This is a genomic window from Okeania sp. SIO2B3 (genome assembly GCF_010672525.1).
Taxonomy (GTDB): Bacteria; Cyanobacteriota; Cyanobacteriia; order Cyanobacteriales; family Microcoleaceae; genus Okeania.
The window spans coordinates 20,041-42,919 of record NZ_JAAHGH010000012.1 but is presented as its reverse complement, the minus strand read 5'-3'; the positions used below and the strand labels follow the sequence as shown (position 1 = coordinate 42,919).

18 protein-coding genes and 1 riboswitch are annotated in these 22,879 nt (G+C 37.4%); of the genes, 12 read left to right on the top strand and 6 right to left on the bottom strand.

The genetic code is table 11. The annotated features are described in order from the left end of the window. Positions 1–332 precede the first annotated feature (332 nt). Positions 333–428: riboswitch (TPP riboswitch) on the top strand. A gap of 7 nt (positions 429–435) precedes the next feature. Further along, positions 436–1,896, top strand: coding sequence for a phosphomethylpyrimidine synthase (gene thiC / locus F6K15_RS13220; RefSeq protein ID WP_293061457.1), 1,461 nt, complete (start codon positions 436–438; stop codon positions 1,894–1,896). Positions 1,897–1,899: 3 nt separating this feature from the next. Here thiC and F6K15_RS13215 read toward each other — a convergent pair whose 3' ends face one another. The 3 genes from F6K15_RS13215 to pyrE all read right to left on the bottom strand — a co-directional run bounded on the left by F6K15_RS13215 (position 1,900) and on the right by pyrE (position 5,446). Beyond that, positions 1,900–2,085 carry a hypothetical protein gene (locus F6K15_RS13215; RefSeq protein ID WP_293061456.1) on the bottom strand — a complete coding sequence of 62 codons (186 nt, stop codon included), beginning with the start codon at positions 2,083–2,085 and terminating at the stop codon, positions 1,900–1,902. A 2,286-nt stretch (positions 2,086–4,371) separates the two neighbouring features. Further along, positions 4,372–4,845 (bottom strand): hypothetical protein, encoded by a 474-nt coding sequence (locus tag F6K15_RS13210; RefSeq protein WP_293061455.1) that lies wholly within the window; start codon positions 4,843–4,845, stop codon positions 4,372–4,374. Next, positions 4,835–5,446: an orotate phosphoribosyltransferase gene (pyrE, locus tag F6K15_RS13205; RefSeq protein WP_293061454.1), complete on the bottom strand. Its 612-nt coding sequence runs from the start codon at positions 5,444–5,446 to the stop codon at positions 4,835–4,837. Before pyrE ends, F6K15_RS13210 begins: the two co-directional genes overlap by 11 nt. A 105-nt stretch (positions 5,447–5,551) precedes the next feature. Between pyrE and F6K15_RS13200 the strand changes: the two genes are divergently transcribed. After that, positions 5,552–5,953 carry a hypothetical protein gene (locus tag F6K15_RS13200; RefSeq protein WP_293061453.1) on the top strand — a complete coding sequence of 134 codons (402 nt, stop codon included), beginning with the start codon at positions 5,552–5,554 and terminating at the stop codon, positions 5,951–5,953. Positions 5,954–6,216: 263 nt separating this feature from the next. Here the strand turns inward: F6K15_RS13200 and cobJ are convergent, their stop codons facing one another. Beyond that, positions 6,217–8,289, bottom strand: a complete 2,073-nt coding sequence (gene cobJ, locus F6K15_RS13195; protein ID WP_293061452.1) for a precorrin-3B C(17)-methyltransferase — start codon at positions 8,287–8,289, stop codon at positions 6,217–6,219. Positions 8,290–8,439: 150 nt separating this feature from the next. Here cobJ and F6K15_RS13190 point away from each other — a divergent pair, with 150 nt between their 5' ends. From F6K15_RS13190 to F6K15_RS13175, 4 genes are all read left to right on the top strand, one after another. Next, a complete protein-coding gene (locus F6K15_RS13190; protein WP_293061451.1) occupies positions 8,440–8,619 on the top strand; it encodes a hypothetical protein in 180 nt (59 codons plus the stop codon). Then, positions 8,576–8,929, top strand: coding sequence for an IS200/IS605 family accessory protein TnpB-related protein (locus F6K15_RS13185; protein WP_293061450.1), 354 nt, complete (start codon positions 8,576–8,578; stop codon positions 8,927–8,929). Before F6K15_RS13190 ends, F6K15_RS13185 begins: the two co-directional genes overlap by 44 nt. Positions 8,930–9,026: 97 nt before the next feature. Next, positions 9,027–9,236 carry a hypothetical protein gene (locus tag F6K15_RS13180; RefSeq protein WP_293061449.1) on the top strand — a complete coding sequence of 70 codons (210 nt, stop codon included), beginning with the start codon at positions 9,027–9,029 and terminating at the stop codon, positions 9,234–9,236. A 491-nt stretch (positions 9,237–9,727) separates the two neighbouring features. Beyond that, positions 9,728–11,260, top strand: a complete 1,533-nt coding sequence (locus F6K15_RS13175) for a glycoside hydrolase family 10 protein (RefSeq protein ID WP_293061448.1) — start codon at positions 9,728–9,730, stop codon at positions 11,258–11,260. 348 nt (positions 11,261–11,608) lie between these two features. On the opposite strand, the gene F6K15_RS13170 is transcribed toward F6K15_RS13175, so the two are convergent. Continuing rightward, the gene (locus tag F6K15_RS13170; RefSeq protein ID WP_293061446.1) at positions 11,609–12,643 is read right to left on the bottom strand and encodes a hypothetical protein; all 1,035 of its coding nucleotides are present in this window, start codon (positions 12,641–12,643) and stop codon (positions 11,609–11,611) included. Positions 12,644–13,167: 524 nt separating this feature from the next. Between F6K15_RS13170 and F6K15_RS13165 the strand changes: the two genes are divergently transcribed. The 6 genes from F6K15_RS13165 to F6K15_RS13140 all read left to right on the top strand — a co-directional run bounded on the left by F6K15_RS13165 (position 13,168) and on the right by F6K15_RS13140 (position 20,838). Then, a complete protein-coding gene (locus F6K15_RS13165; protein WP_293061444.1) occupies positions 13,168–13,929 on the top strand; it encodes an HpcH/HpaI aldolase/citrate lyase family protein in 762 nt (253 codons plus the stop codon). Between the two features lie 759 nt (positions 13,930–14,688). Then, positions 14,689–15,354: a 2OG-Fe dioxygenase family protein gene (locus tag F6K15_RS13160; protein WP_293061442.1), complete on the top strand. Its 666-nt coding sequence runs from the start codon at positions 14,689–14,691 to the stop codon at positions 15,352–15,354. A 200-nt stretch (positions 15,355–15,554) separates the two neighbouring features. Beyond that, entirely contained in the window at positions 15,555–16,337 is a 783-nt protein-coding gene (locus tag F6K15_RS13155; RefSeq protein ID WP_293061440.1) for an ABC transporter permease, read from the top strand. 738 nt (positions 16,338–17,075) lie between these two features. Then, entirely contained in the window at positions 17,076–17,810 is a 735-nt protein-coding gene (locus tag F6K15_RS13150; protein WP_293061438.1) for a hypothetical protein, read from the top strand. A gap of 1,093 nt (positions 17,811–18,903) precedes the next feature. Continuing rightward, the gene (locus F6K15_RS13145; protein WP_293061437.1) at positions 18,904–20,598 is read left to right on the top strand and encodes a mechanosensitive ion channel family protein; all 1,695 of its coding nucleotides are present in this window, start codon (positions 18,904–18,906) and stop codon (positions 20,596–20,598) included. Positions 20,599–20,676: 78 nt separating this feature from the next. Further along, positions 20,677–20,838 (top strand): hypothetical protein, encoded by a 162-nt coding sequence (locus tag F6K15_RS13140; protein ID WP_293061436.1) that lies wholly within the window; start codon positions 20,677–20,679, stop codon positions 20,836–20,838. 361 nt (positions 20,839–21,199) lie between these two features. Here F6K15_RS13140 and F6K15_RS13135 read toward each other — a convergent pair whose 3' ends face one another. After that, a complete protein-coding gene (locus F6K15_RS13135) occupies positions 21,200–22,729 on the bottom strand; it encodes a SagB/ThcOx family dehydrogenase (protein ID WP_293061434.1) in 1,530 nt (509 codons plus the stop codon). Between the last annotated feature and the right edge of the window lie 150 nt (positions 22,730–22,879).

Sequence of the window (22,879 nt, the reverse complement as noted above, 5' to 3'; positions counted from 1 at the left end):
CAGTATGAAAAATTAATGTTGATTTCCTGCTACGAATACTCCGCAGCTAGACTTCCATAGATATTGAAGGGTCTTGCCCGACCGCATTTCTGGGTCTTCCAGCTATTTCAAATTACGGTCACATAGATGCACTGTGATCAACAATAAACCAAAAATTCTCTAGAATTGTCAAATTTAATAATTCGTTATCAATAAACAAAAATTTTAATATACAACTTTCCGGAATGATCAACAATAACTTAGAATTAATATCTTTTTTTTTTTGACTTTTAACTTTTGACTTTTGACTTTTGACTTTCTTTCCATCGATCCCAAAAAAATGCTATATTAGAAAATTAAGCTAGGGGTGCCTAAATATTCAGGCTGAGAAATACCCTTAGAACCTGAGACTGGTTAATACCAGCGGAGGGAAGCTGTTTATTTAAGGGAAAAAATATGCGGAAAGAATGGATCGCCAAGCGTAGTGGACACAAAAACGTCTCTCAAATGCACTATGCTCGTCAGGGAATCATCACTGAAGAAATGGACTTTGTGGCCAAACGAGAAAAACTCCCTGCTGAGTTAATCCGCGCAGAAGTAGCTAGGGGACGGATGATTATCCCTGCTAATATTAACCACACCAACCTCGAACCGATGTGTATTGGCATTGCTTCTCAGTGTAAAGTTAATGCTAATATTGGTGCCTCTCCTAACACTTCGGATATTGAGAAGGAAGTTGATAAACTGAAGCTGTCTATTAAATACGGTGCAGATACCGTGATGGACTTATCCACAGGTGGCGGTAACTTAGATGAAATTAGAACTGCAATTATCAACGCCTCCCCAGTTCCTATCGGTACAGTACCTATTTACCAAGCTGTAGAAAGCGTTCATGGCAGAATTGAAAATTTGACTGCTGACGACTTTCTTCATATTATCGAAAAGCACGCTCAACAAGGGGTAGACTATCAAACCATCCATGCCGGAATTTTAATCGAGCATCTACCTCTAGTCAGAAGTCGTATCACTGGTATAGTTTCCCGTGGCGGTGGAATTATTGCTAAGTGGATGCTACACCACCATAAACAAAATCCTCTTTATACTCACTTTGACGACATCATCGAAATCTTCAAAAAATATGATGTTTCTTTCAGTTTAGGAGACTCTTTGCGACCTGGTTGTACTCACGATGCTACTGACGAAGCACAGTTAGCAGAACTAAAAACATTAGGTCAATTAACTCGCCGTGCTTGGGAACATGATGTGCAAGTTATGGTAGAGGGTCCTGGTCATGTACCGATGGATCAAATTGAATTTAATGTGAAAAAACAAATGGAAGAGTGTTCAAGTCCTCCTTTGAATGCTTTGGAGCTAGATCCTTTAGCATCTAACGCCAAGGAAAAAATGGAAGAGTTTAATGTTGTAGGTCCAGCACCTTTCTATGTTTTAGGTCCGTTAGTAACAGATATTGCTCCTGGTTATGACCATATTACTTCTGCTATTGGTGCAGCAATGGCAGGTTGGTATGGTACAGCAATGTTATGTTACGTTACTCCGAAAGAACATTTAGGTTTGCCTGATGCTGAGGATGTGCGAAATGGGTTAATTGCATATAAAATTGCTGCCCATGCTGCAGATATTGGTCGTCGTCGTCCGGGAGCAAGAGATAGGGATGATGAACTTTCTGCTGCTCGTTATAATTTTGATTGGAACCGTCAATTTGAATTATCTTTAGACCCAGACAGAGCAAAAGAATATCACGACGAAACTTTACCTGCGGATATTTATAAAACTGCTGAATTCTGTTCTATGTGCGGACCAAAATTCTGTCCGATGCAAACTAAAGTTGATGCGGATGCTTTGACAGAATTAGAGAAGTTTTTGGCTAAGGAAAAAGAACCTGTAACTCAAAGTTAATAGTTACCAGGACTTACGCAAATTGACTGTGAAACCACCATCTGTAGGGGTGTGAAACCACCATCTGTAGGGGCGTGAAACCACCATCTGTAGGGGCGTGAAACCACCATCTGTAGGGGCGAATGGCATTCGCCCTAATAAGCGAATGGCATTCGCCCTAATAAGTAGAGTGTCTGCGTAAGTCCTCATAAATAGTTTTGTATAGGAACTATTTTAATTATGGCTTACCGTTCTGATATAAAAGCATTGACATATAAAGGCTTTAGCCTTTTTTTTTTGTCGAATTGCAGTGCAAATTTTTCAGCTCTTTATGCTCAAAAAGTTATAGCAATGTGCGCTGGCATATTTACAAATTGCAGGAGGTGCCCAATAGCTAAAAGCCTTATATTATCAGCAATTTATTCCCCCAGATGAGCTGTTGCCTGTTGCCTGCGCACAGCGCTATAGTATTTTAGGCAAGACTATGGCAGAAAAATCATTCTTACAATTCTTACTGGCTTTGTTGCATGAAACTATATAGCTGCCGCACTTGCTTGTGCATATCTATAGCAATGAGCGCTGGTATATTTACAAATTACAGGAAAGGCAAAATAGCTAAAAGTCTTGTATGATAAGCAATTTATTCCCCCAGATGAGCTGTTGCTTTCCGGAGCTGTTGCCTGCGCACAGCGCTATACTTCATAATGCGCCGAAACTGCTGTAACTATTGTCCAATAGATCAATACAACATCAATGTTTGAGGTGAAAAAGGCTGAAACTTTTACCTGTAAAAGCTTTTAGGTTTAATCAGCAGAGAATAACTAGGGTTTGCGTATGGAAAGTCTTTTTGTTGGGGTAGGAGACAACCCACCCCTCGCCCCTCCCCCTCCCAGGAGGGGAACTCAGGAGGGAAGAAAGAGGAGTTGAAAGAGAAAGTTTTTTTATAACTAATTATCCGGACATGATATAACTATTGGGCAATAGATCAATACAACATCAAGCCATCGCCAAACACAGCGATCGCTTTGCAGTGCAGAGCAATAACTATTGGACAATAGATAAATACAACATCAATAGTTTGAGGTGAAAAAAGCTGAAACTTCTACCTATAAAAGCTTTGAAGTTTAATCAGCACAGCAATAACTATTGTCCAATAGATCGATACAACATCAATAATTGCCAAACACAGCGATCGCTTGGCAGTGCAGACTAATAACTATTGGACAATAGCTCAATACAACATCAATAATTGCCAAACACAGCGATCGCTTGGCAGTGCAGACTAATAACTATTGGACAATAGCTCAATACAACATCAATAATTGCCAAACACAGCGATCGCTTTGTAGTGCAGACTAATAACTATTGGACAATAGCTCAATACAACATCAATGTTTGAGGTAAAAAAAACTGAAACTTTTACCTGTAAAAGCTTTGAGGTTTAATCAGCACAGCAATAACTATTGGACAATAGTATCGATACAACATCAAGCCATCGCCAAATACAGTGATATAGCTGCCGCACTTGCTCCGCCAATGCTTTGCAGTGCACAGCAATAACTATTGGACAATAGTATCGATACAACATCAAGCCATCGCCAAACACAGCGATATAGCTGCCGCACTTGCTCCGCCAACGCTTTGCAGTGCACAGCAATAACTATTGGACAATAGTATCGATACAACATCAAGCCATCGCCAAACACAGCGATATAGCTGCCGCACTTGCTCCGCCAACGCTTTGCAGTGCACAGCAATAACTATTGGACAATAGTATCGATACAACATCAAGCCATCGCCAAACACAGCGATATAGCTGCCACACTTGCTCCGCCAACGCTTTGCAGTGCACAGCAATAACTATTGGACAATAGTATCGATACAATATCAAGCCATCGCCAAACACAGCGATATAGCTGCCACACTTGCTCCGCCAACGCTTTGCAGTGCACAGCAATAACTATTGGACAATAGTATCGATACAATATCAATGTTTGATGTGAAAAAGGCTGAAAATTTTACCTGTAAAAGCTTTGAGGTTTACAGCGGTTTTCATTTGGATAAACCCCAGTAGGGACGTTCCATGGAACGTCCCTACAAGGTTTGATGTATGAAGATGTGGTTCATCAATTTGAAAAGCGCTGTAATCAGCACAGCAATAACTATTGGACAATAGTATCGATACAACATCAAGCCATCGCCAAACACAGCGATATAGCTGCCGCACTTGCTCCGCCAACGCTTTGCAGTGCACAGCAATAACTATTGGACAATAGTATCGATACAACATCAAGCCATCGCCAAACACAGTGATATAGCTGCGGAATGGATGTTAAGAACACTACTTTCATGGAACAAAGCCATTGTTACTCCTACCTCCTGGCTCCCGAGCTATTTCTCCTGTCTCCTGTCTTCCCCTCCTGGAAGGGGGAGGGGCGAGGGGTGGGTTGTCTCCTACCCCTACTGAAAGACTTTTGAGCGCAAACCCTAATTAAATTAATCCAGCTCAAGAAGCATTTTGAGTCTTTCTAAAACTATAGCTTCTTGTTGACTAATTTTAGGTCCTGTACCAAATATGCCTTCTCCAGAAGCATTAGCTATTTGAGTAGCTATTTCAAAGAGAAATTCTTTGTATTCTTGAGCTTCTTTCGGAGTCGCTTTTAGATGAGCGATCGCTACTGCAGCTTTAATTTTTTCTTGTGCATCTTCCAGAAAGTCTGTAAAATTTACCGCATTTTCTATCTCATTTATTCGAGTTGTTTTTTCTGCAATATCTACCAACAAATTCTGAATCAGTTGATTATCCTGATAATTTAACTTAGCGTGCTTAACTTCTTTGTTAAAAGTAAATACTTCTTTTACAGCCGAAAAAAGTGTAAATTCAGAGGCAATAATTATCATCGAAACTAAAGTAATTGCTTGTAACAATAACCCCCATTCTGAATTTGTATAATCTGCTTTAGTCGTCATTTTTCTGACTCATATTTTTCAGATTTTCTTGTAGCTCTGATATAGTAAATATTGACTCAAACTGAAGACCTTCTTTTTGATAAAGTTCTCTACCTCCTTGCTCCCTATCTACAAGGGCAAAAACCCGATCGACTTGATAGTTTGCTTCTCGCAGTCGATTAACAGCTAGCATTGCTGAAGCTCCAGTTGTGACAACATCTTCCAAAACAATAACCCTGGCATTAGCTTCTAGTGTTGGTCCTTCTATATAAGCCATTGTGCCATGTCCTTTAGCTTGTTTTCGGATAATTAAAGCTGGTATTGGACGATTTTCATAAGCTGAGACCACACTAACAGCAGTAACCATTGGATCTGCACCTAAAGTTAAACCTGCTACACCTTGAGTATCTTCAGGTAACATGGACAATAATAACCGTCCAATTGCTAAAGCACCTTGGGGATGAAGAGTAACGTATTTACCATTGATGTAATAGGAGCTACGTTGTCCAGAAGATAAGATAAAATCCCCTTCGCGATAAGCTAACCGACATAACAAATCGAGTAATTCTTGTTTGATAGTGGTTAAATCAACAGTAGCTAAGGATGAAATTTGATTTGTCATACTTTTAATTAAAATAGTTCCAAAATATATAACTTTTTGCCCTATAATCTCACTGCTATAATATGGGCAATTTAGCAGTAATAACCCAAAATAACATAGTAAAGTATGGCCATGAACTTGAAAAGCCTCAGTGGCATAATGATTTTTTCAGCGATCGCCACTCTAACATCTGTCCAAATTGCTCAAGCGGGACATCCTGAAGCTCCTGTTCGTACATATCAACCTTTTGCAGAAGAGTTTAACGAAGCAAGTCAAAGATATTCTGGTAACTTTTTTGATAAAACAGAGTTTTTGCACCAAATAGGTCGTTATTTTGGTATTTTAAGGTTTCCTGATGAAGCTATTTCTGACGACTTACGCCAAGTCAACCAGCTTTATATAGAGGAGCAAAGGCGACAGTTTTCTAGTACACCAGTCATTAGAACTCCTGATTTAGTTAATCCCTATAATTCATCAGTAATGACAGCTCCTCCTTCTGATTCAATTCCTACTTTTGGTGGTAATTAGGTAAGCATTTAGCCGTCAGCTATTAGCTAGCCTCCTATCGGAGGAACTGCGTTAACAGCTATTAATTTTGAGGAAGATAAAGCAACCTTTGAAATTGAGTTTGAATAAAATTTACTGGCAAAGTCCTCTTCCTAAACCTTAGAAGTAATTACTCATTACTGATAGCTGAGTGCTAATAGCTGTTTGCGCAGCATTCTGCAGAAAATGCTTACATCCTATCTGCCTTCAAGTAGAGGTAATAATTAATTATTAATTATTAATTATTAATTATTAATTGTTGAATAACCCCTCGGTGTAATCATCCAATTATTATAAATACCTGTAGATTCATTACCAATCAAAATTACTGTCAACATATCAATAGAAAATTCCAATAATTTATCCAAACTTGTCAAGGTAATTTCCTCATTTTCTCTATAAACAGACCTGACAATTGCTACTGGAGTTTCTGGTTTACGATATTCTAAAAAGATATTCACAGCTTTAACTAATTGTTCTGTTCTTTTCTGGGATTTAGGATTATAAAGTGCCACGACAAAATCTGCCATTGCTACAGCATTTAAACGTTTTTCTATTACCTCCCAAGGTGTTAATAAATCGCTCAAACTAATAGCACAAAAATCGTGCATCAAAGGCGCACCAACTCTAGCAGCAGCAGATTGTAAAGCACTAACTCCAGGAAATACTTCTACCATGGGAATTTTGCCATCCCAACCTGTGGCTCGAAGTTGTTCTAAAACTAATCCTGCCATGCCATAAATTCCACAATCTCCAGAAGAAACTACTGCAACATTTAAGCCAAAATTTGCCAATTCAATTGCTCTTTCTGCTCGTTCCTTTTCTTGAGTAATAGGTAGTTTTTCTACTATTTGCCCAGGATTTAATAAGGGTTGAATTAAGTCAATATAAAGAGAATAACCAATGACAACATCAGCATAACTAATAGCAGTTTGAGCAGCGGGTGTCATCTGTTCTAATTTTCCTGGACCAGTGCCAATTAACAATAATTTTCCAGTTCTTCCTGTATATTCTTTTTGCGCTAAAGCAACAGCAATAGTTGCTGCTCCTGGTTCTCCTTCTAAACGGAATATTTGTTTGCGGACTAATAAATTACCTTCATTAATTCCCTGAAAATTTGAGGATAAATTATCGGTATTCTCTTTTAATTCAGAATTAAAATTATCTTCTTCTTTTGGGTTTAATATCCCGCCTTCTACACAGTATTTATAATTGGTTGGAGCTTGAGTCTCTATCCACTTCTTCCTTCTTCCTTCTTCCTTCTTCCTTCTTCCTTCTTCCTTCTTCCTTCTTCCTTCTTTTGCCCCTAAAATTGCAGCAGCTTCAGCCACACTAGGAGTTCCTACTTCTTGAGCAACAACATTAGAAGGAGTAGGTACTTCAACACAGCTTAATAACTCAGCAGGAAAAGTCAGCAAAGGTAAATTTTGTTCCTGACAAAATTCTACTAACCCTATTTCATCAGCTTTAATATCAATAGTAACAATTCCAGCGATCGCTCCCTCAGCTAAATGATTAGCTTGAAATACTTGCTGAATACCAGTTGCAATTAATTTTTTAGAAGTACCTCTTTCACAACCAACCCCTATCCACAAAACTCGTGGATGCCATTGCACTTTCGGTAAATCTGAATCTGGAGCAAACTGACGCTGAGTAAAACTAATCCAAATTCTGGCCTTGGGAGTAGGGGATGAGCGATCGCCTATTTCTGGAAATCCAAAATCAAATGGATGATTCTGGGGTAGATGCTCTTGCCACAACCTCGAACCCACTTCCTGAATTACTTGTACAGCTTCTCCTCTAGCAACTATTCCACTGACTCTATTCCAATCTCCCTTCCCTCGTCGCCAACCAAAAGGTTTACCCAAAATATCAATACCAGGTAATCCTAAATTATGGGATGCCCCTGTAATAATTGGGGTGGCGTTCAGGAGGCGAGCAAGTACATTAGTCATTTTATCGGCACCACCTTGATGTCCACTACATAAACTAATGACAAATTTACCTGCTTCATCCACAACAACTACTGCTGGATCATGATATTTATCTTGTAAAAGTGGAGAGATTAAACGTACAACTGCACCACTGGCGAGACAAAAAACTATAGCACTATAGTTTTGCCAAATATTTGCTAGATGATTTTTCAGAGAGTCGGTGTAAATTTCGGCGTTAACAGTAGAATTTATTGCCTGTTGACAAGACTCTGGCATCCATAGAGTTGCCCCCAATGTTTGGCAAATAGGTTGTAATAATTTTGTTGCTGCAGGAGTTGTGGCGATCGCTGCTATTTGTGGAAATTCTTGGCCAATTAAATTCATTTTTTAAGTATAATAAACATTGTACATAAATATAGTCATATAGAACCCCCGATCGTATCTTCATAAATATGCGCGTTTTTTTAGCTAGGAGACAGAAGACAAGAGAAAGGAGACAGAAGACAGGAGAAAGGAGACAGATTGAGGTGATTTATGAAGAAATGCGAAAAACAATACGAGCTAGAGAAAAATCGTTGCGCCACTATTGATAGAGGATTAAACAATTTAGCTACATTTTCATGTCGGCGACAGCCGAAACTTTTAATAAGCGCCGGAATAAAACCCAAGAGTGATAAGTGGCAGACCATTAAAATCTATCAATCAATACTATAATAAAGTTAAAAGCTTCCGACAATCTCAACTCCGGGAAAATCAATCAAGTCTGAGACTGAAAAAGCTTTGCAATAAAAGAGAATTTAAAATCAATGATTACCTCCATAAAGCATCTCGTTTGATTATTAATACCCTGATTAATCATCAAATAGGAACATTGATAATAGGTTACAATGAAGAGTGGAAACAGGAGATAAACTCAGGGAAAAGAAATAATCAAAATTTTGTATCTGTCCCCTATAATAAGTTAATAGAAATGTTATCTTATCAAGCCGAGATAGTAGGAATAGATGTAATTATTACAGAATAATCTTACACCTCAAAAGCGAGTTTTATAGATAATGATTTGATTCCTGTGTACAAAAAAGTTCAGAAAAATAAAGTCACCTTTAACAAGGAGAAAAAAAATGAAGCAAAAAACAAACACCATTATTTTACAGATGAATGGGACTAAAAGTAAAGATATCCGCAATTTGCGGAAGGGTCAAGGTAAGATATTCAAGAACATAGGCAAAATACTAGAACAACTGAAAGCAACAGGTAAAACCCCAGAAGATGCACAACCTATAATTATAATGGTCAGGAAAAAAAGTAAAAGCAAAGGAATTTTTGACTAAGTAAGCGTTCAAATTATCCAGCTCTTGCTATGGAGTGAGAGCTTGATGATTTTGTTTGTAGCCATAAATGGTGAGAGAGTAATATCATGTCCGTTTGAATAGTGATACTTTGCAGCAAGGAAGGCAGAGAGCAGCTATGCTGCTATGCTGAAGGGAAGAAAAGGCTAGAAGGAAGTAAAGTTTTTAGACCGCGTCAGCGGAACGGATTTTGATCACTGACGATCCGAACATGATATAATACCAAATCTCAAAAATTTTGCTACATTTTCTTGGGTGGAGGGAGTGGGGGAGCAGGGGAGCAGAGGAATTATAAAAATATGAATAATTATTATAACAGAACTTACGCAAATTGACCTTGAAACCACCAGATGTAGGGGCGAATGGCATTTGCGCTCCGCAGAGCTGCCGAATAGGCACCCTCACTCGATTTAGCCTCCGTGCGTAAGTCCTGTATAACTAGAATGAGGTTAAATTATCCAAATCGTCCAAAAATGAACTTAATCAGCAAACTATTTTCCAAAATTAACATCCCTCCGAATATTCGCTTTCGACCCAAAAACCTCCTCTGGGTTTCCCTAATAATATTTGGACTAACCCTCACTCAAATCTACACTTATCTACCAACCGCCACTGCTCAACAACCCTCCTCCTTTTCCCCCAGAGAATTTCGAGGAGTATGGGTAGCATCCGTTGCCAATATTGACTGGCCTTCCCAACGTGGTCTATCTGTCGCGCAACAGAAATCAGAATTACTCAACATCCTCAACCGGATGCAAGAACTTAACCTCAATGCTTTAGTCTTGCAAGTTCGACCCAATGGAGACGCTTTGTATGATTCTCCCATCGAACCCTGGAGTGGTTGGATGACAGGCAAACAGGGAACCCCACCAGAACCATATTACGACCCACTAGAATTCGCGATCGCCGAAAGTCATAAACGCAATATCGAACTCCATGCTTGGTTTAACCCATACCGCGCTCAACTTAGTCCCAATGATGGTTCCTTTGCTGGAAATCACATGGCAGTCAAATATCCCCAATATGCTTATAGATACGGCAACAACATTTGGATGGACCCAGGGGCGAAAGTTATTCAAGACCAAACTTTCAACACTATTATGGATGTAGTCCGTCGTTATGACGTTGATGCTATTCACTTTGATGATTATTTCTACCCCTACCCTAAACGGGGACAAGAGTTCCCCGACTACCAAACCTATAACGCATACAAAGCATCTGGTGGTACTCTCTCTTTATCTAACTGGCGACGACAGAATGTGAATAACATGGTGCAACGTCTTTACCAAGGTATTCACGCTGAGAAACCTTATGTAAAATTTGGCATTAGTCCATTTGGCATTTATCGCCCAGGAAACCCTCCTGGTATTGTCGGGTTAGATCAATATGAAAGTTTATATGCTGACGTGAAATTATGGATGGAGAAGGGTTGGGTAGATTATTTAGCACCCCAACTGTATTGGCGTATCGACCCCCCTCAACAAAGTTATCCAGTTTTGTTAAATTGGTGGTTACAACAAAACCCACAACGTCGTCATATTTATGCCGGAAACTATTTAAGTCAGTTGCAAGGTGCGGGTTGGTCAGTATCTGAGTTTGAGAGACAAGTTGCTATTTCTCGTCAGAGAGCAAGTCAACTTTCTTTAGGAAATATCTTTTTTAGTATGAAGATGTTTCGAGATAATTTCGCAGGTGTGAATAATGTGTTCAAAAGTTCAGTTTATCCAACTCCAGCATTACCTCCAGCGATGCCGTGGTTAGATAACCAACCTCCCGCACCACCTACAGGAATACAAGTTAATTCTGATGTTATTAGTTGGAGTGCTGATAATACTGGTGATGTTCGGTCTTGGGCGTTGTATCAGCAAACAGGTAATCAATGGGCACTTGTACAAGTATTAAATTCTGCTACTAATGCGGTGAGAGTTACGCCAGGAACTTATGTTTTGCGCGCAGTAGACAGGTTAGCAAATGAAAGTCTAGAAGAAGTAGTAAGACTGCAGTAAGTTAGAATTTTGAATTCAGAATTTAGAAGTTGTTTTTTTAATGGGAATTTTGAGAAACCCTCCAAAAACATTTCGCCTTAAAAAGTAGGGACATTGCATACAACGTCTTTACAGGGTTCAGGACTTACGCACAGCCAGCATATCTAGTAGGGGCGAATGGCATTCGTCCTTACAGGTAGTGTATATTTTCACATTATGCGTAAGTTCTGAGGGTTATCATTTTTTCAATGTGGCTCATTCTAGGGGTTTAGTCACCAAACCCCCAAACTCCCCTGTTACCTATTTTCTCTATTCGTTCAAAATATTAATGGTTGTTAAAAAACGAGGTTTCTGCTAATTAACGAAAGCTCATATTCGAGAGTCAAAGTATCTATCAACCAAGGATTGATATTTTGGTAATTGCTTTAACAAGATATCGGGTTTGATATTATTAGGGCAAGCACCCTCAGTTAATTCAACTAATTCAACCAATTTATTCTGTGAATTCTCTTCTTGTGAATTCTCTTCTTTTTTAAGATTATTATATTGATCTTGATATTCTTTGTCTACTGTTTTCAAGTCTAAAATGTTTAAGAATTGAGACTTCTCATTATCACGTATACCATAAACAAAAAGACAAACAGGTTCTTCATTTCTACTCGCCTGAATGAGTCGTGCATTGAGCGTTTCAGAATTTCTTTTTGATATGGGTATTGTGTTAGCAAAACCATCAATTTCACCTACATAATCTACATTTTTTAGAACACTAATATCATACTCTGGAGATACACCTTGATTTAGCAGTTCATCCGTAGGTTGATCATCTGTATAAATCATACGAGTTAGTTTAGATGTTCCTTTTAATTTCTGAACAAAAAAAGCTTTGAGTCCATCTGTTCCTTGTTGTTCAGCGGAATCATAAGATGTGACAGACGATCCTGTGATTTTGACCAAAACCCAGCCCGATTTATAATTGCTGGTATCTCTTTTGAGAAGTTGTTGAAATTCTACAAAATCAACAACAAATCCCATGGTAGAAACAATAAAACCACCAATAGCGCCAGCAATAGTTCCAGCAAAAATCACCTTACTATTGTTAAGGATAGGTTGGATAAATCTCTGAAATAAATTACGATGGGGTTGATTTTCAGGATTGTCTTGATGATTTGGATCTTGTTGAGTATTTTGATTGTTTTGATCTTGTTGAGTATTTTGATTGTTTTGATTTTGTTGAGTGTTTTGATGATTTGGATTTTGTTGAGTATTTTGATTGTTTTGATTTTGTTGAGTGTTTTGATGATTTGGATTTTGTTGAGTGTTTTGATGATTTGGATTTTGTTGAGTGTTTTGATGATTTGGATTTTGTTGAGTGTTTTGATGATTTGGATTTTGTTGAGTGGGCATAATTTGTAACTATAGTGTTAATTTTGAGTATTAGTAAATCAAGAGGTGAAAATTTAAATGTCATCCAAAGCGATCGCCCTGAATACCCGACTAAGAATGTTACCCCTAGCAAAAAATCATCTCTTTAACCGCTAATACCAACAGCTGAGTGTTTGTTCAGGATAAAACAACTAAAAGGCAAGACGCTCATTCTACAAAACTATTCAGGAAAAACAACGTGCAGACAGAGCAGTATAAATGCTCAAGGAAAGAGAAATTAACCCGGATAATGTTTAACGAAGTCAAAAGTCAGAAGTTAACCCACCCCTAACCCCTCCCAGGAGGGGAAGTAGGGGATTTGAGCTTCGCTCCAAAAGCATTTCGCCTTAAAAGGCGGAGTTTTATATAGAATCCGGTTGTATAGTAATATGTTGATAATTTCTTAAATTACTCTTACTATTTAATCTCCCCCACTCCCCCACTCCCCTACTCCCCTACTCCCCTACTCCCTACTCCCACTTTTCTATATATTCAATCAACCAACCATGCAAAAAAATCAACTCAAACAAAAACTCAAAAACGGCGAAGTTGTACTCGGACCTTTTATGAACTGTGCTTACCCTGCATTTATAGAAATTTGTGGTCTAGCAGGATTTGATTTTGCAGTCATTGACCTCGAACACGGACCTCTAAATATCCTAGTAGCAGAAGACCTTTGTCGTGCTGCTGACTGTGTAGGTATTGCTCCCGTTGTCAGAGTCAGTAAAAATGATGCTGCACAAATTCAACGCGCTCTTGATATTGGTAGTGCGGGTGTACAAGTTCCACAAATAGAAACAATAACTGATGCAGAAATAGTAGTGCAAAGTGCAAAATATAATCCCATTGGTTGCCGTGGTTTATCATTCGGAACTCGTGCAGGAGTTTACACTTCAGCAGGTAGTAATATCACTGATAAATTGAATGCAGAATCTTTAGTTGTAGTTCATGTAGAAGGTACAAAAGGTATCGAAAATCTGAGAGAAATTGTTACAGTTCCTCACATTGATGTTATTTTTCTCGGTCCTTATGATTTATCTCAATCTTTAGGTATTCCTGGAGAGGTAGATGATATTCGAGTTGTTGAACTAATGCAAAAAGCAGTAGAAATTATCCGGAGTTCTGGAAAAACTGTCGGTACTTTTACCAATAATTCTGAGACTGCTAAAAAATGGATTGACTGTGGAGTTCAATATATTGGATTAGGTATAGATGTCAGTATTTTCTTACAAGGTTGTCAAGCTTTGGTCAGAGCTGTAAGAGGTTAATTTTGAAGAAGGAAGAAGGAAGAGGGAAGAAGGAAGAAGGAAGAGGAAAGAAGTTAATCTAAGAATGTTATAAATAATTGGAGTGATTAAAAGATTTTACAGGAAATGTCCCTTTGACTAAATAGTATAAAAACCATTCATTCTGACTCCTGACTTCCCCTCCTGGGAGGGGTTAGGGGTGGGTTTACTCCTAATAAATAGTCTAGCTATTTTTAGCCAACATTTATTCAATTGGTATTATACATTTTTGGCGTTGGTAATTTGAGTTATGATGTCTTGTCCAGATAAGAGTGCAAACAAAAAACTTTCTCCTTCTATTCCTCTTTATTCTTCTTTCTTTCCTCCTGACTCCTGACTCCCCCTCCCCTCCTGGGAGGGGTTAGGGGTGGCTTGGGAGGGGTTAGGGGTGGGTTGACTCCTAAATAATTAAGATTAATATCATACACGCCCTTCACAACGCCACATTTTTTAACAAAAATTCACACTTTGTATTCTACTTAGCAACACTTCTCAGAAATCTGAGCTATATTAAAAATATAGTTGTATAAAACGTAAACATTTCCTGCGGAATGCTGCACAAACAGCTTTTGTTAGGTTCGCTGATGACTAATTTCCCTAATAACTTTTCATTCTTCTTTGAGACTAATTCTTCCTGCCAAAATAATGAATTAATAACTCATAGCTGATAGCTGATAGCTGAACGCTGAATGCTTACTACAAAACTAAAATTTTGCTCTATAAAAATAGGGAGAAATATTTATGCAAAAAGTTTTAGAATCAATTCATTTAGACTACGCTTTTATGTTTACCTACAAAAAGGTAAATTCTATTAGTATGGAAGGCTTTGAAAAGTTTTTTGCCGATCTTCCAGTCGATCCCTACATGAAAGCTAAATATCGTTCCAGAAGACTTTCTCGTTTTATTGTGTCTGGAGAAGAATTAATAAAACAGCCTCATGGCTATCTTTTGCAGACTAAAAATTATAATCCCCTAGCAGGAGATATTAAAAGAGAATTTGCTGAAATAGACGACGGACTTATTGTCTTAGATAACTTTAAAAAAATGATTTTAGCTTTCTGTGATTCCTGTAAACTACATCCAGAAGCAGATATTGGAGTTCATCAAATAAGAACTATTTGTTCACCTAATAATTCAGGTAATCCAGCACCGGAAGGTATTCATAGAGATGGCACAGATTTTATTGGCATATTTGCAGTAGATCGACATAATATTCAAGGAGGTGCAACCCATCTTTATACTGCGAAAAAAGAAAAACCTGTGTTTAGTAAAATTCTCAATCCTGGGGATTTATTATTAGTAAATGACCATGAATTTTTCCACTTTACAACTCCAATTAAACCTGTAACTGAATCAGCAGGATATCGAGATGTATTTGTTCTGACTTCTCCAAGTTTGATTCATTGAAGAAGAGAAAAATAAAAACTAAATATTAGATATCTCCAGAAAAGAATGAATAGGAAATAGGGGGAGATAACTGATAATTTATGTACGATAATTGACTTTTTTTTGGGATTATTGGAGATGTCTATTAAGATTTTTCCATCTTCCATCTTCCTTCTGATATGATTTGAAAGATGAAAACTTTCTGGTGAAATCAAATAACAATGGAACGATACCTACAAATACTAAAATTATTTTGGGGTGCAGCGATCGCTGCTGAATTAGAATACCGCTTCAATTTTTTGATAACAGCAATTAGCAGTTTAGGGAATTTATTAGGTAGCTTATTTGGGTTATTTTTATTTTATAGAAACGGCTATAAATTTGAGAATTGGGATTGGGAAGAAGCTTTAATTGTCTTAGCAATTTTCACTATTTTACAAGGTATATCTGCTATTTTTTTGACTCCAAATCTAAATCGTATTGTCACACAAGTACAAGAAGGCACTCTAGATTTTGTACTACTAAAACCCATTAGTAGTCAATTTTGGCTTTCTACTCGTACAGTTTCTCCTTGGGGAATACCAGATGTGATTTTCGGTATTCTATTATTGGGATATGCTGGTAGTAAATTAGGCTTAGGAATAGATAATTATTTACTTAGTTTAGTACCCCTTGTTTGTGGAATAATTACTCTTTATAGTCTGTGGTTTATTTTGGGTTCAACAAGTATTTGGTTCGTAAAAATTTATAATGTGACAGAAGTTCTTAAAGGTTTATTAGAAGCAGGAAGATACCCAATGGCTGCCTATCCTAATGCTTATCGTTTCTTTTTTACTTTTCTAGTACCAGTTGCATTTTTAACAACAGTTCCAACTGAAGCAATCTTAGGTAGAATTGGAGGAACTTGGATAATAGGTTCTTTTGTTTTGGCAAGTGGGTTGTTATTTGTTTCTATGAAATTTTGGAGGCTGGCTTTGCGCTACTATACAAGTGCTTCTAGTTAATAGACATCTCCAGAAAAGAGGCAACAGCTCATCTGGCAACAGGCAACAGGGAGAAATAATTGATAATTTATGGATAAGAATTGATTTGATTTTTGATTTTTACCAGATGTCTAATAGACATCTCCACCAAAATAGGGAGTAGGGAGTAGGGCGAAATAATTGATTTGTAAGAATTCAGTCGTCAGCTATTGCTTTTAGTTTGAGATAAAAGCTTTATTAATTGAGTCAGAATTTATACTTATGCCTAAAAGCTGACTTTAAAGCCTATATTCATTAAAACCCTCTTCTTTTGCTAATAGCTGGATGCTTACATTGATTTTCTTTTTGATTATTTGGAAATTTCTAATAAGTTACTGGGCACAATTATTTGTATATACAGCAGATTCAGCGATTAATGTGGTACAAATAATGGCGTAATGGCGTAAATAATTTTTTGCTTGCTCCCTATCCTCCAACCCATCTTCCTACTCCCTACTCCCTTAAAACTATAAATATATGTACTGCTAGAAAGTAGGAAACTACTGTATATTTATACTTTTATACTCAGATATATTTTCTGTCCCCTATCCCCTACCTCTAAATGTTAAATTGTAGCAGTTTTTAAATAGATAGACTACAGTGGCCAAAGTATTTTATCCTACTGTCTGCTCCCTACTCCCTACTCCCTAATGCCAAAAGAATTTGGTAGTCTACTTAAATGAAAAGCGCTGTAATCTTGCACAGATACTTAATTTAGTTATGGAACCAAATCAACTTTTAAGTGAACTTGAAGAAAGTTTAGATTCTGAAGAGTTACTACAACAAATAGAACAACAACAAGAACAGGAAGAACAACTTTCTGAAGAAAAATCTTTTTCCCAGAAACGTTTAATAATCTTATTATTATCTATTCTAATGATAGAAGTTGGCATCGTTGTCTATGCTCTACAAGCTAGTCAAAAAATAGTAATTGTTTCTCCTGAAGAAAAAACTCTTTTAGAACAACAAAAAGCCGAAAAAGATTTAAAAGATGCTCAAAAACTAAATGTTCAAGGTAAGAATATGGTTAAATATCCACCACTCCCTTTAGCGACTTGGGAAGAAGCAGAAGCAAAGTTACTCGAAGCGATTAAATTATTAGAAGAAATTCCTGATGATACTACTGTTGAAAAAGAGGCGAGTAAACAGCTTCAAACTTACCGCCAAGATTATAATATTCTCCGAGAAAAACTGATTGTAGAAAAAACAGCAACCTCTAAGTTAGTTACTGCTAAAAAGTTAGCCACAGAAGCAAGTGTAATTGTGCAGAACCCGCCTCATCCACCGAAGGTATGGCAAGAAGCTCAAGCTCAATGGCAAGAGGCTATAGATTTACTCCAAGAAATACCTCAAGATACTTTTGTTGCTGCTGAAGCAGTAGAAAGATTAGATGTCTACCGTACTAACTATAGGGCAGTTAGTAGTAGATTAGAAAGGGAAAAAGAGTCAAAATAATTTAAGCTAAATAATTAGTAGTTAGGTAGGGTCGCCGTTGCATTGGCGACCTATAGTTATAAGTTAGGATAAATGGTATAAAATACTCCAATGGTCATGTTTATTAATGGATAATTGATAATTGATAATTACCTCTCCCTTTTAGGGAGAGAATTGACCCATAAGGAAAAAATTTATTCTCTTGGTCGATTGGATATGGCGAGGAAACCTCGCCATCCCTCGACCGCTTTTTTCCCCTTGAAAGGGGAGGCAGAGTAAGCCGAATTGTTTAATTATTTAATTATTTAATTATTTAATTATTAATTATTCGGTAAATAAGTCATAATTTTTGAAGTTTAAGTCCTCACAATTAAAGGAATATACTAACCAACATTCTGACATCTGTAGTACTATCTATCCAACTAGAATAATTATAATAGTTATATCATGTCCGGATAATTAGTGATGAAAAAACTTTCTCCTTTTTTTTCCTTCTTCTTCCCTCTTTTTTTCTCCCAACCCACCCCTAACCCCTCCCAGGAGGGGAGGGGCGAGGGGTGGGTTGACTCCTGAGGACTCCGTCGTTTATTTATAACTGTTCAACCGGACATGATATTATACCTTTTTTACATACTTATCTATTGATCGAGAGATGGCGAGGAAGCAGTTGCCTATGGCACAATAAACGCCATCCCTTGACTGCTTACTGTCTGTCGCCGACGCAGTTATTTAGTGCGGTCTTAGGGTCTCCCCAAGTGAAGCAAAAATACGAATTATTGAGGGGTTATATAGGTATTATACCTCTGCATAAATTTAAGATTTAACAATTTTTTACAGAGGTTTAAGTGAATTATCGGAGATGTCTATTCTGTGAGTTTAGCAATATTTTATGCAATTGGTATATCTCACCTCCATGAGAAATACTATAAACTAGATTTTAGATTCAGATACCTGCCTATTAGAGAAAGAATAACTTTTGACCAATAGTTAATATAAAGTTTGTAAAACATTAAGAACTGGTATAATTAATTGGAAAATAATTTTTCTAAATTCTTGTTTTAGGTGCATTAAAGTTAAAATTTTGATCTAAAAAGATAACTAGGAGTTTTCCAAAATGCTGGCAGTACAAAATTTCTTGGTTATAGTAGCAGAAATTGGTTTGCTACTCGTGATTTTCAGCATAATTAATTGGTTAGCTGGAGAAATTTTAAAACAACTAACCAAAGCTGTTTCAAGCAAGAAAGTTAAAATCACAATTCAAAATACCCAAAAGAATATCCAGACTGTATTAACCCTAAGTGGTGGATTACTCGGAATTCTGATATTAGGATTTAATAGTTGGTTAATATATCAAGGAGAAAATCTACTAGAATACACCAAATCATTTATTAATAGTATTCCCAAAGAATTCTGGGAAAATCTAGGTATGGGAGTAGGCAGAAGTTTATTCTTATTACTCTTCGTCGCCATTACCCAACCTTACATCCAACGTTCAATAGATAACCTGTCCGACCGCACCAAAAGATTTGAATATATTACAGCTAATGATGAAAGTATAGAATCTTTCTTTGACTTTCTCAGTCTCAACCTAATTAACATTATTTGGCTGTTGAGTCTAACCTTATGTACTCAATTTATCCAACTACCAGAAGTAATTCCGCAATATATGTATATTGCTCTGAGGATATATGTCATTATTACAGTAGGCATAATTCTGGTCAAAGCCAACATCATAATTATCGACACACTAGATGCTCTCAGCGAAAAATACTCCAGTCCTAACAAACTGCTGCGCTTATACGATAGTCTCCGCCATCTCATCCCCCTATCAAAACGATGTCTTGAGTATGTAATCTACTTGTCTATGGCAACTCTAGTGTTTCAGCAACTAGAATTTATTAAGTATCTAGCAACTATTGGACCTATAGTTATTCAGATCGTCGGCATATTTTATATTAGTCGTGTGATTGAAGAGATAGGCAAACTTTTGGCCAGAAAATTTCTCCTTGGTGACGACAAAGAATTAGATGAAATTGACAGAAAGAGACGAGAGACTCTCTTACCATTGTTCGAGAGTACTCTCAAATATCTCACCTACGTTGGTGCAATGATCGCTATTCTCAATGTCCTCGAGATTGACTCTACTCCTGTACTCGCAAGTGCTGGTATTCTTGGTCTTGGTGTGAGCATGGGAGCACAGAGTATTGTTGAAGATGTAGTAGCTGGGTTGTTTAATTTATTTGAAGGCTACTACTTAGTAGGTGATTTTGTGGAAATTGATGACATAAAAGGTTATGTGACAGCGATCGAACTTAAAACTACCCGTATTAGTTTTGAGGATAAAAACTATATTATTCGCAACGGCGAAATTGGTAATATTGTTAACTATTCCAGATATAGTGAAGCTGCGGTAAGCGTCGGTGTTGCTTATGATGCTAATCTCGAACACGTTTACAAAGTGATAGAAGCAGTGGGGCAAAAATTAAAGGAAAATAATGAGGATGTTTTAGAAGCGACTGAGGTAGACGGGGTTGAAAAGTTTGATAGATATCAGTTAGTAATTCAGACGACGACACAAGTTAAACCGGGCGCAAACGAAGATGTAGAATTGTGTTTGCGTACAATGATTGTAGATGCTTTTGAAGAAGCAGGGATTGAAATTCCCCATCGTGGCGGTCGCAAAGGTAAGAATAGTCTAGAAGATCAAGACCCCGAGGATAAAGAGGAAGAGGAGGAAGAGGATGAAGATGAAGAAGATGAAGAGGATGAAGAAGATGAAGAGGATGAAGAAGATGAAGAAGATGAATAACCAACTAGCAAATTAAGCTGAAGCTAACGGAATATAAACAATTTGGAGCAAAATACGGCGGCGTTGCTAAATCAAGGTATGAAAATAAAAAACTTGAAGAATATCAAATATTTGCCATTCAATAGTTTAGCAATTGCCAAAAAATACAAATCAGATCAAGTCTCTGGCATCACAATGTCCAAGATGATTAAGTCAGGTTTATGTCTTTCTATTTGCTCCAATGCGGCGTTGGTAATTTGAGGTATGATATCATATCCGGATAAGAGCTTTATAGAACTCCGTGACCTTTACCCGATGAAAAAACTTTCTCCTTCTATTCCTCTTTCTTCCCTCCTGACTCGCTCCTCCTGTCTTTCCCCTCCATGGTCGGGCCCCGCGGGTGGGTTGTCTCCTACCCCTACTAAAAGACTAGTGAAGCGCAAACCCTATTTAATCTTCCCTACTTCCCCACTCCCCACATTCCCCTCCACGGTCGGGGGAGGGGCGAGGGGAGGGTACCCTACTGCCCTACTCCCAACAACTCTAATAAGTATTCAACCGGATTTGATATTATAGAAAGGTAGCACAGTCAAACGTTTTTAATTATGCTACCCAATCCTAATTATTGCGATCGCGGTTGACCTAAAGTAGAAATATACAAAACAGCTTCATCCAAAGGAATACCTAAAACTTCATTCACACGATCGTCAAAGAAACCACCGATACCACTAACACCTAAATCAAGATAAATAGCTGCTAAATTTAGTCTTTGCCCAAGATGGCCTGCATCTGCATGAAGGTAACGGTAAACGCGATCGCCATATTTTGCTACAGCTTTTTTGAGGTCAGCGGTATGAAATAGCACAACAGCAGCATCTCTCCCTAATTCCTGCCCCAAGCATAGAAAATGTAGCTCCTGTCGAAAATTTTTAAACCTAATTTGTCGTAACTCTTGAGCTACTGGAGCATAATAATAACAACCTTCTTCTAAACCATCTACTCCTGAAACAGCAATAAATGTTTCGATTAAACTCAGGTCAAAATAATCAGGGTTACGATCTAAACCTTGATTAATATAATGATCGGGTTGATAAGTAAAATCTAATACCGCTAATAGTTCCTTTAAAGCAATTGGTTCCCCAGTATACTCCCGAGTAGAGCGTCTTTTGAGAATAGTTTTTCTTAAAGCTCCTAAGTCTTTGCCCCATGAAATAGAGGGAGTGACAGTAGAAACTTTTGTACAGAATGGGAAGTTGTATTTATCTTCTGAGTATTCAGGAGTTTCTCTTGTTTTCCAGGTAGGTACTTTTGGAGAATTTGAGTTGATGTGAGCAGCTTGATGTAAATGTTTTAGCAATTCACCATCTGGAATTGGAGGATAATTTGTTTGAGTGCCAGAAGGTAGAGCACTTTCCCATTGTGAGAGATTTTGTTCAATATCTAGTAGATCTGCCAGAGCAACAATAGCGATCGCCTGTTCTTCTTGAGTATCTAGATAAAGTATTTGATTTACTGCTTCATCAGTAAACCCACCAATTAGATGAGGTCGGTAGTTGGTAAAAGCAGAAGCTAATTCAATATTACCTAGTAAATGACCTGTATCTAAAAATATTCTTCTATATGCTCGGTCTTCATAACGCCAAGCAGAGCGATAGAAAATAGTAGTTATGGCGATCGCTAATTTTGTACTTTCTAAAGCTGGATGCCAAAAACAAGCATCTTGCAATTCTGGCCAGATTCTATTATCCCAAAATCTGAGTAAGGAATGAGTTTTGGCCTGATAATTATATAGTCCGGCAGGTAATAGAGGTGTGCCACGGGAAATTAAATAAACCTCCGCAGGATACAAACCTCCAGCAGAGGGAGCAGCTCTTAAGTAATGATTTCCCATCATTGTTGCCACTTTACCAGTTAAGCCATAGCTACATAAAAATAAATTAGATAGCCTTTCTCCTTCTCCTAAATCTTTTTCTTGATTAATTTGTTCTTGCAGATAGGGTTTGAGGTCAATAGTTGTCCCGACTTTATATTTTTTGAATGGTACTGGTTGTTTTTCCCAGTCTAGTTGGCGATTTTTACTTCCTATTGTTTCTGGGTCATATTTTGTCCGCTCATGGTAATGTTGAGCGATGGATTGTTTAACTTCTGTCATATTCTTGTTAGGTATTATTAGATATAGTTATGATTTTGACATTCCTAAATAAAAATTTTACAAATCTTAAAAAAGGATTAGAATCGCAGTAATTTTTATAAGGCAATCTTAATATTAAGCTTAATAAAAACAAGTGAGTATAAATACTCA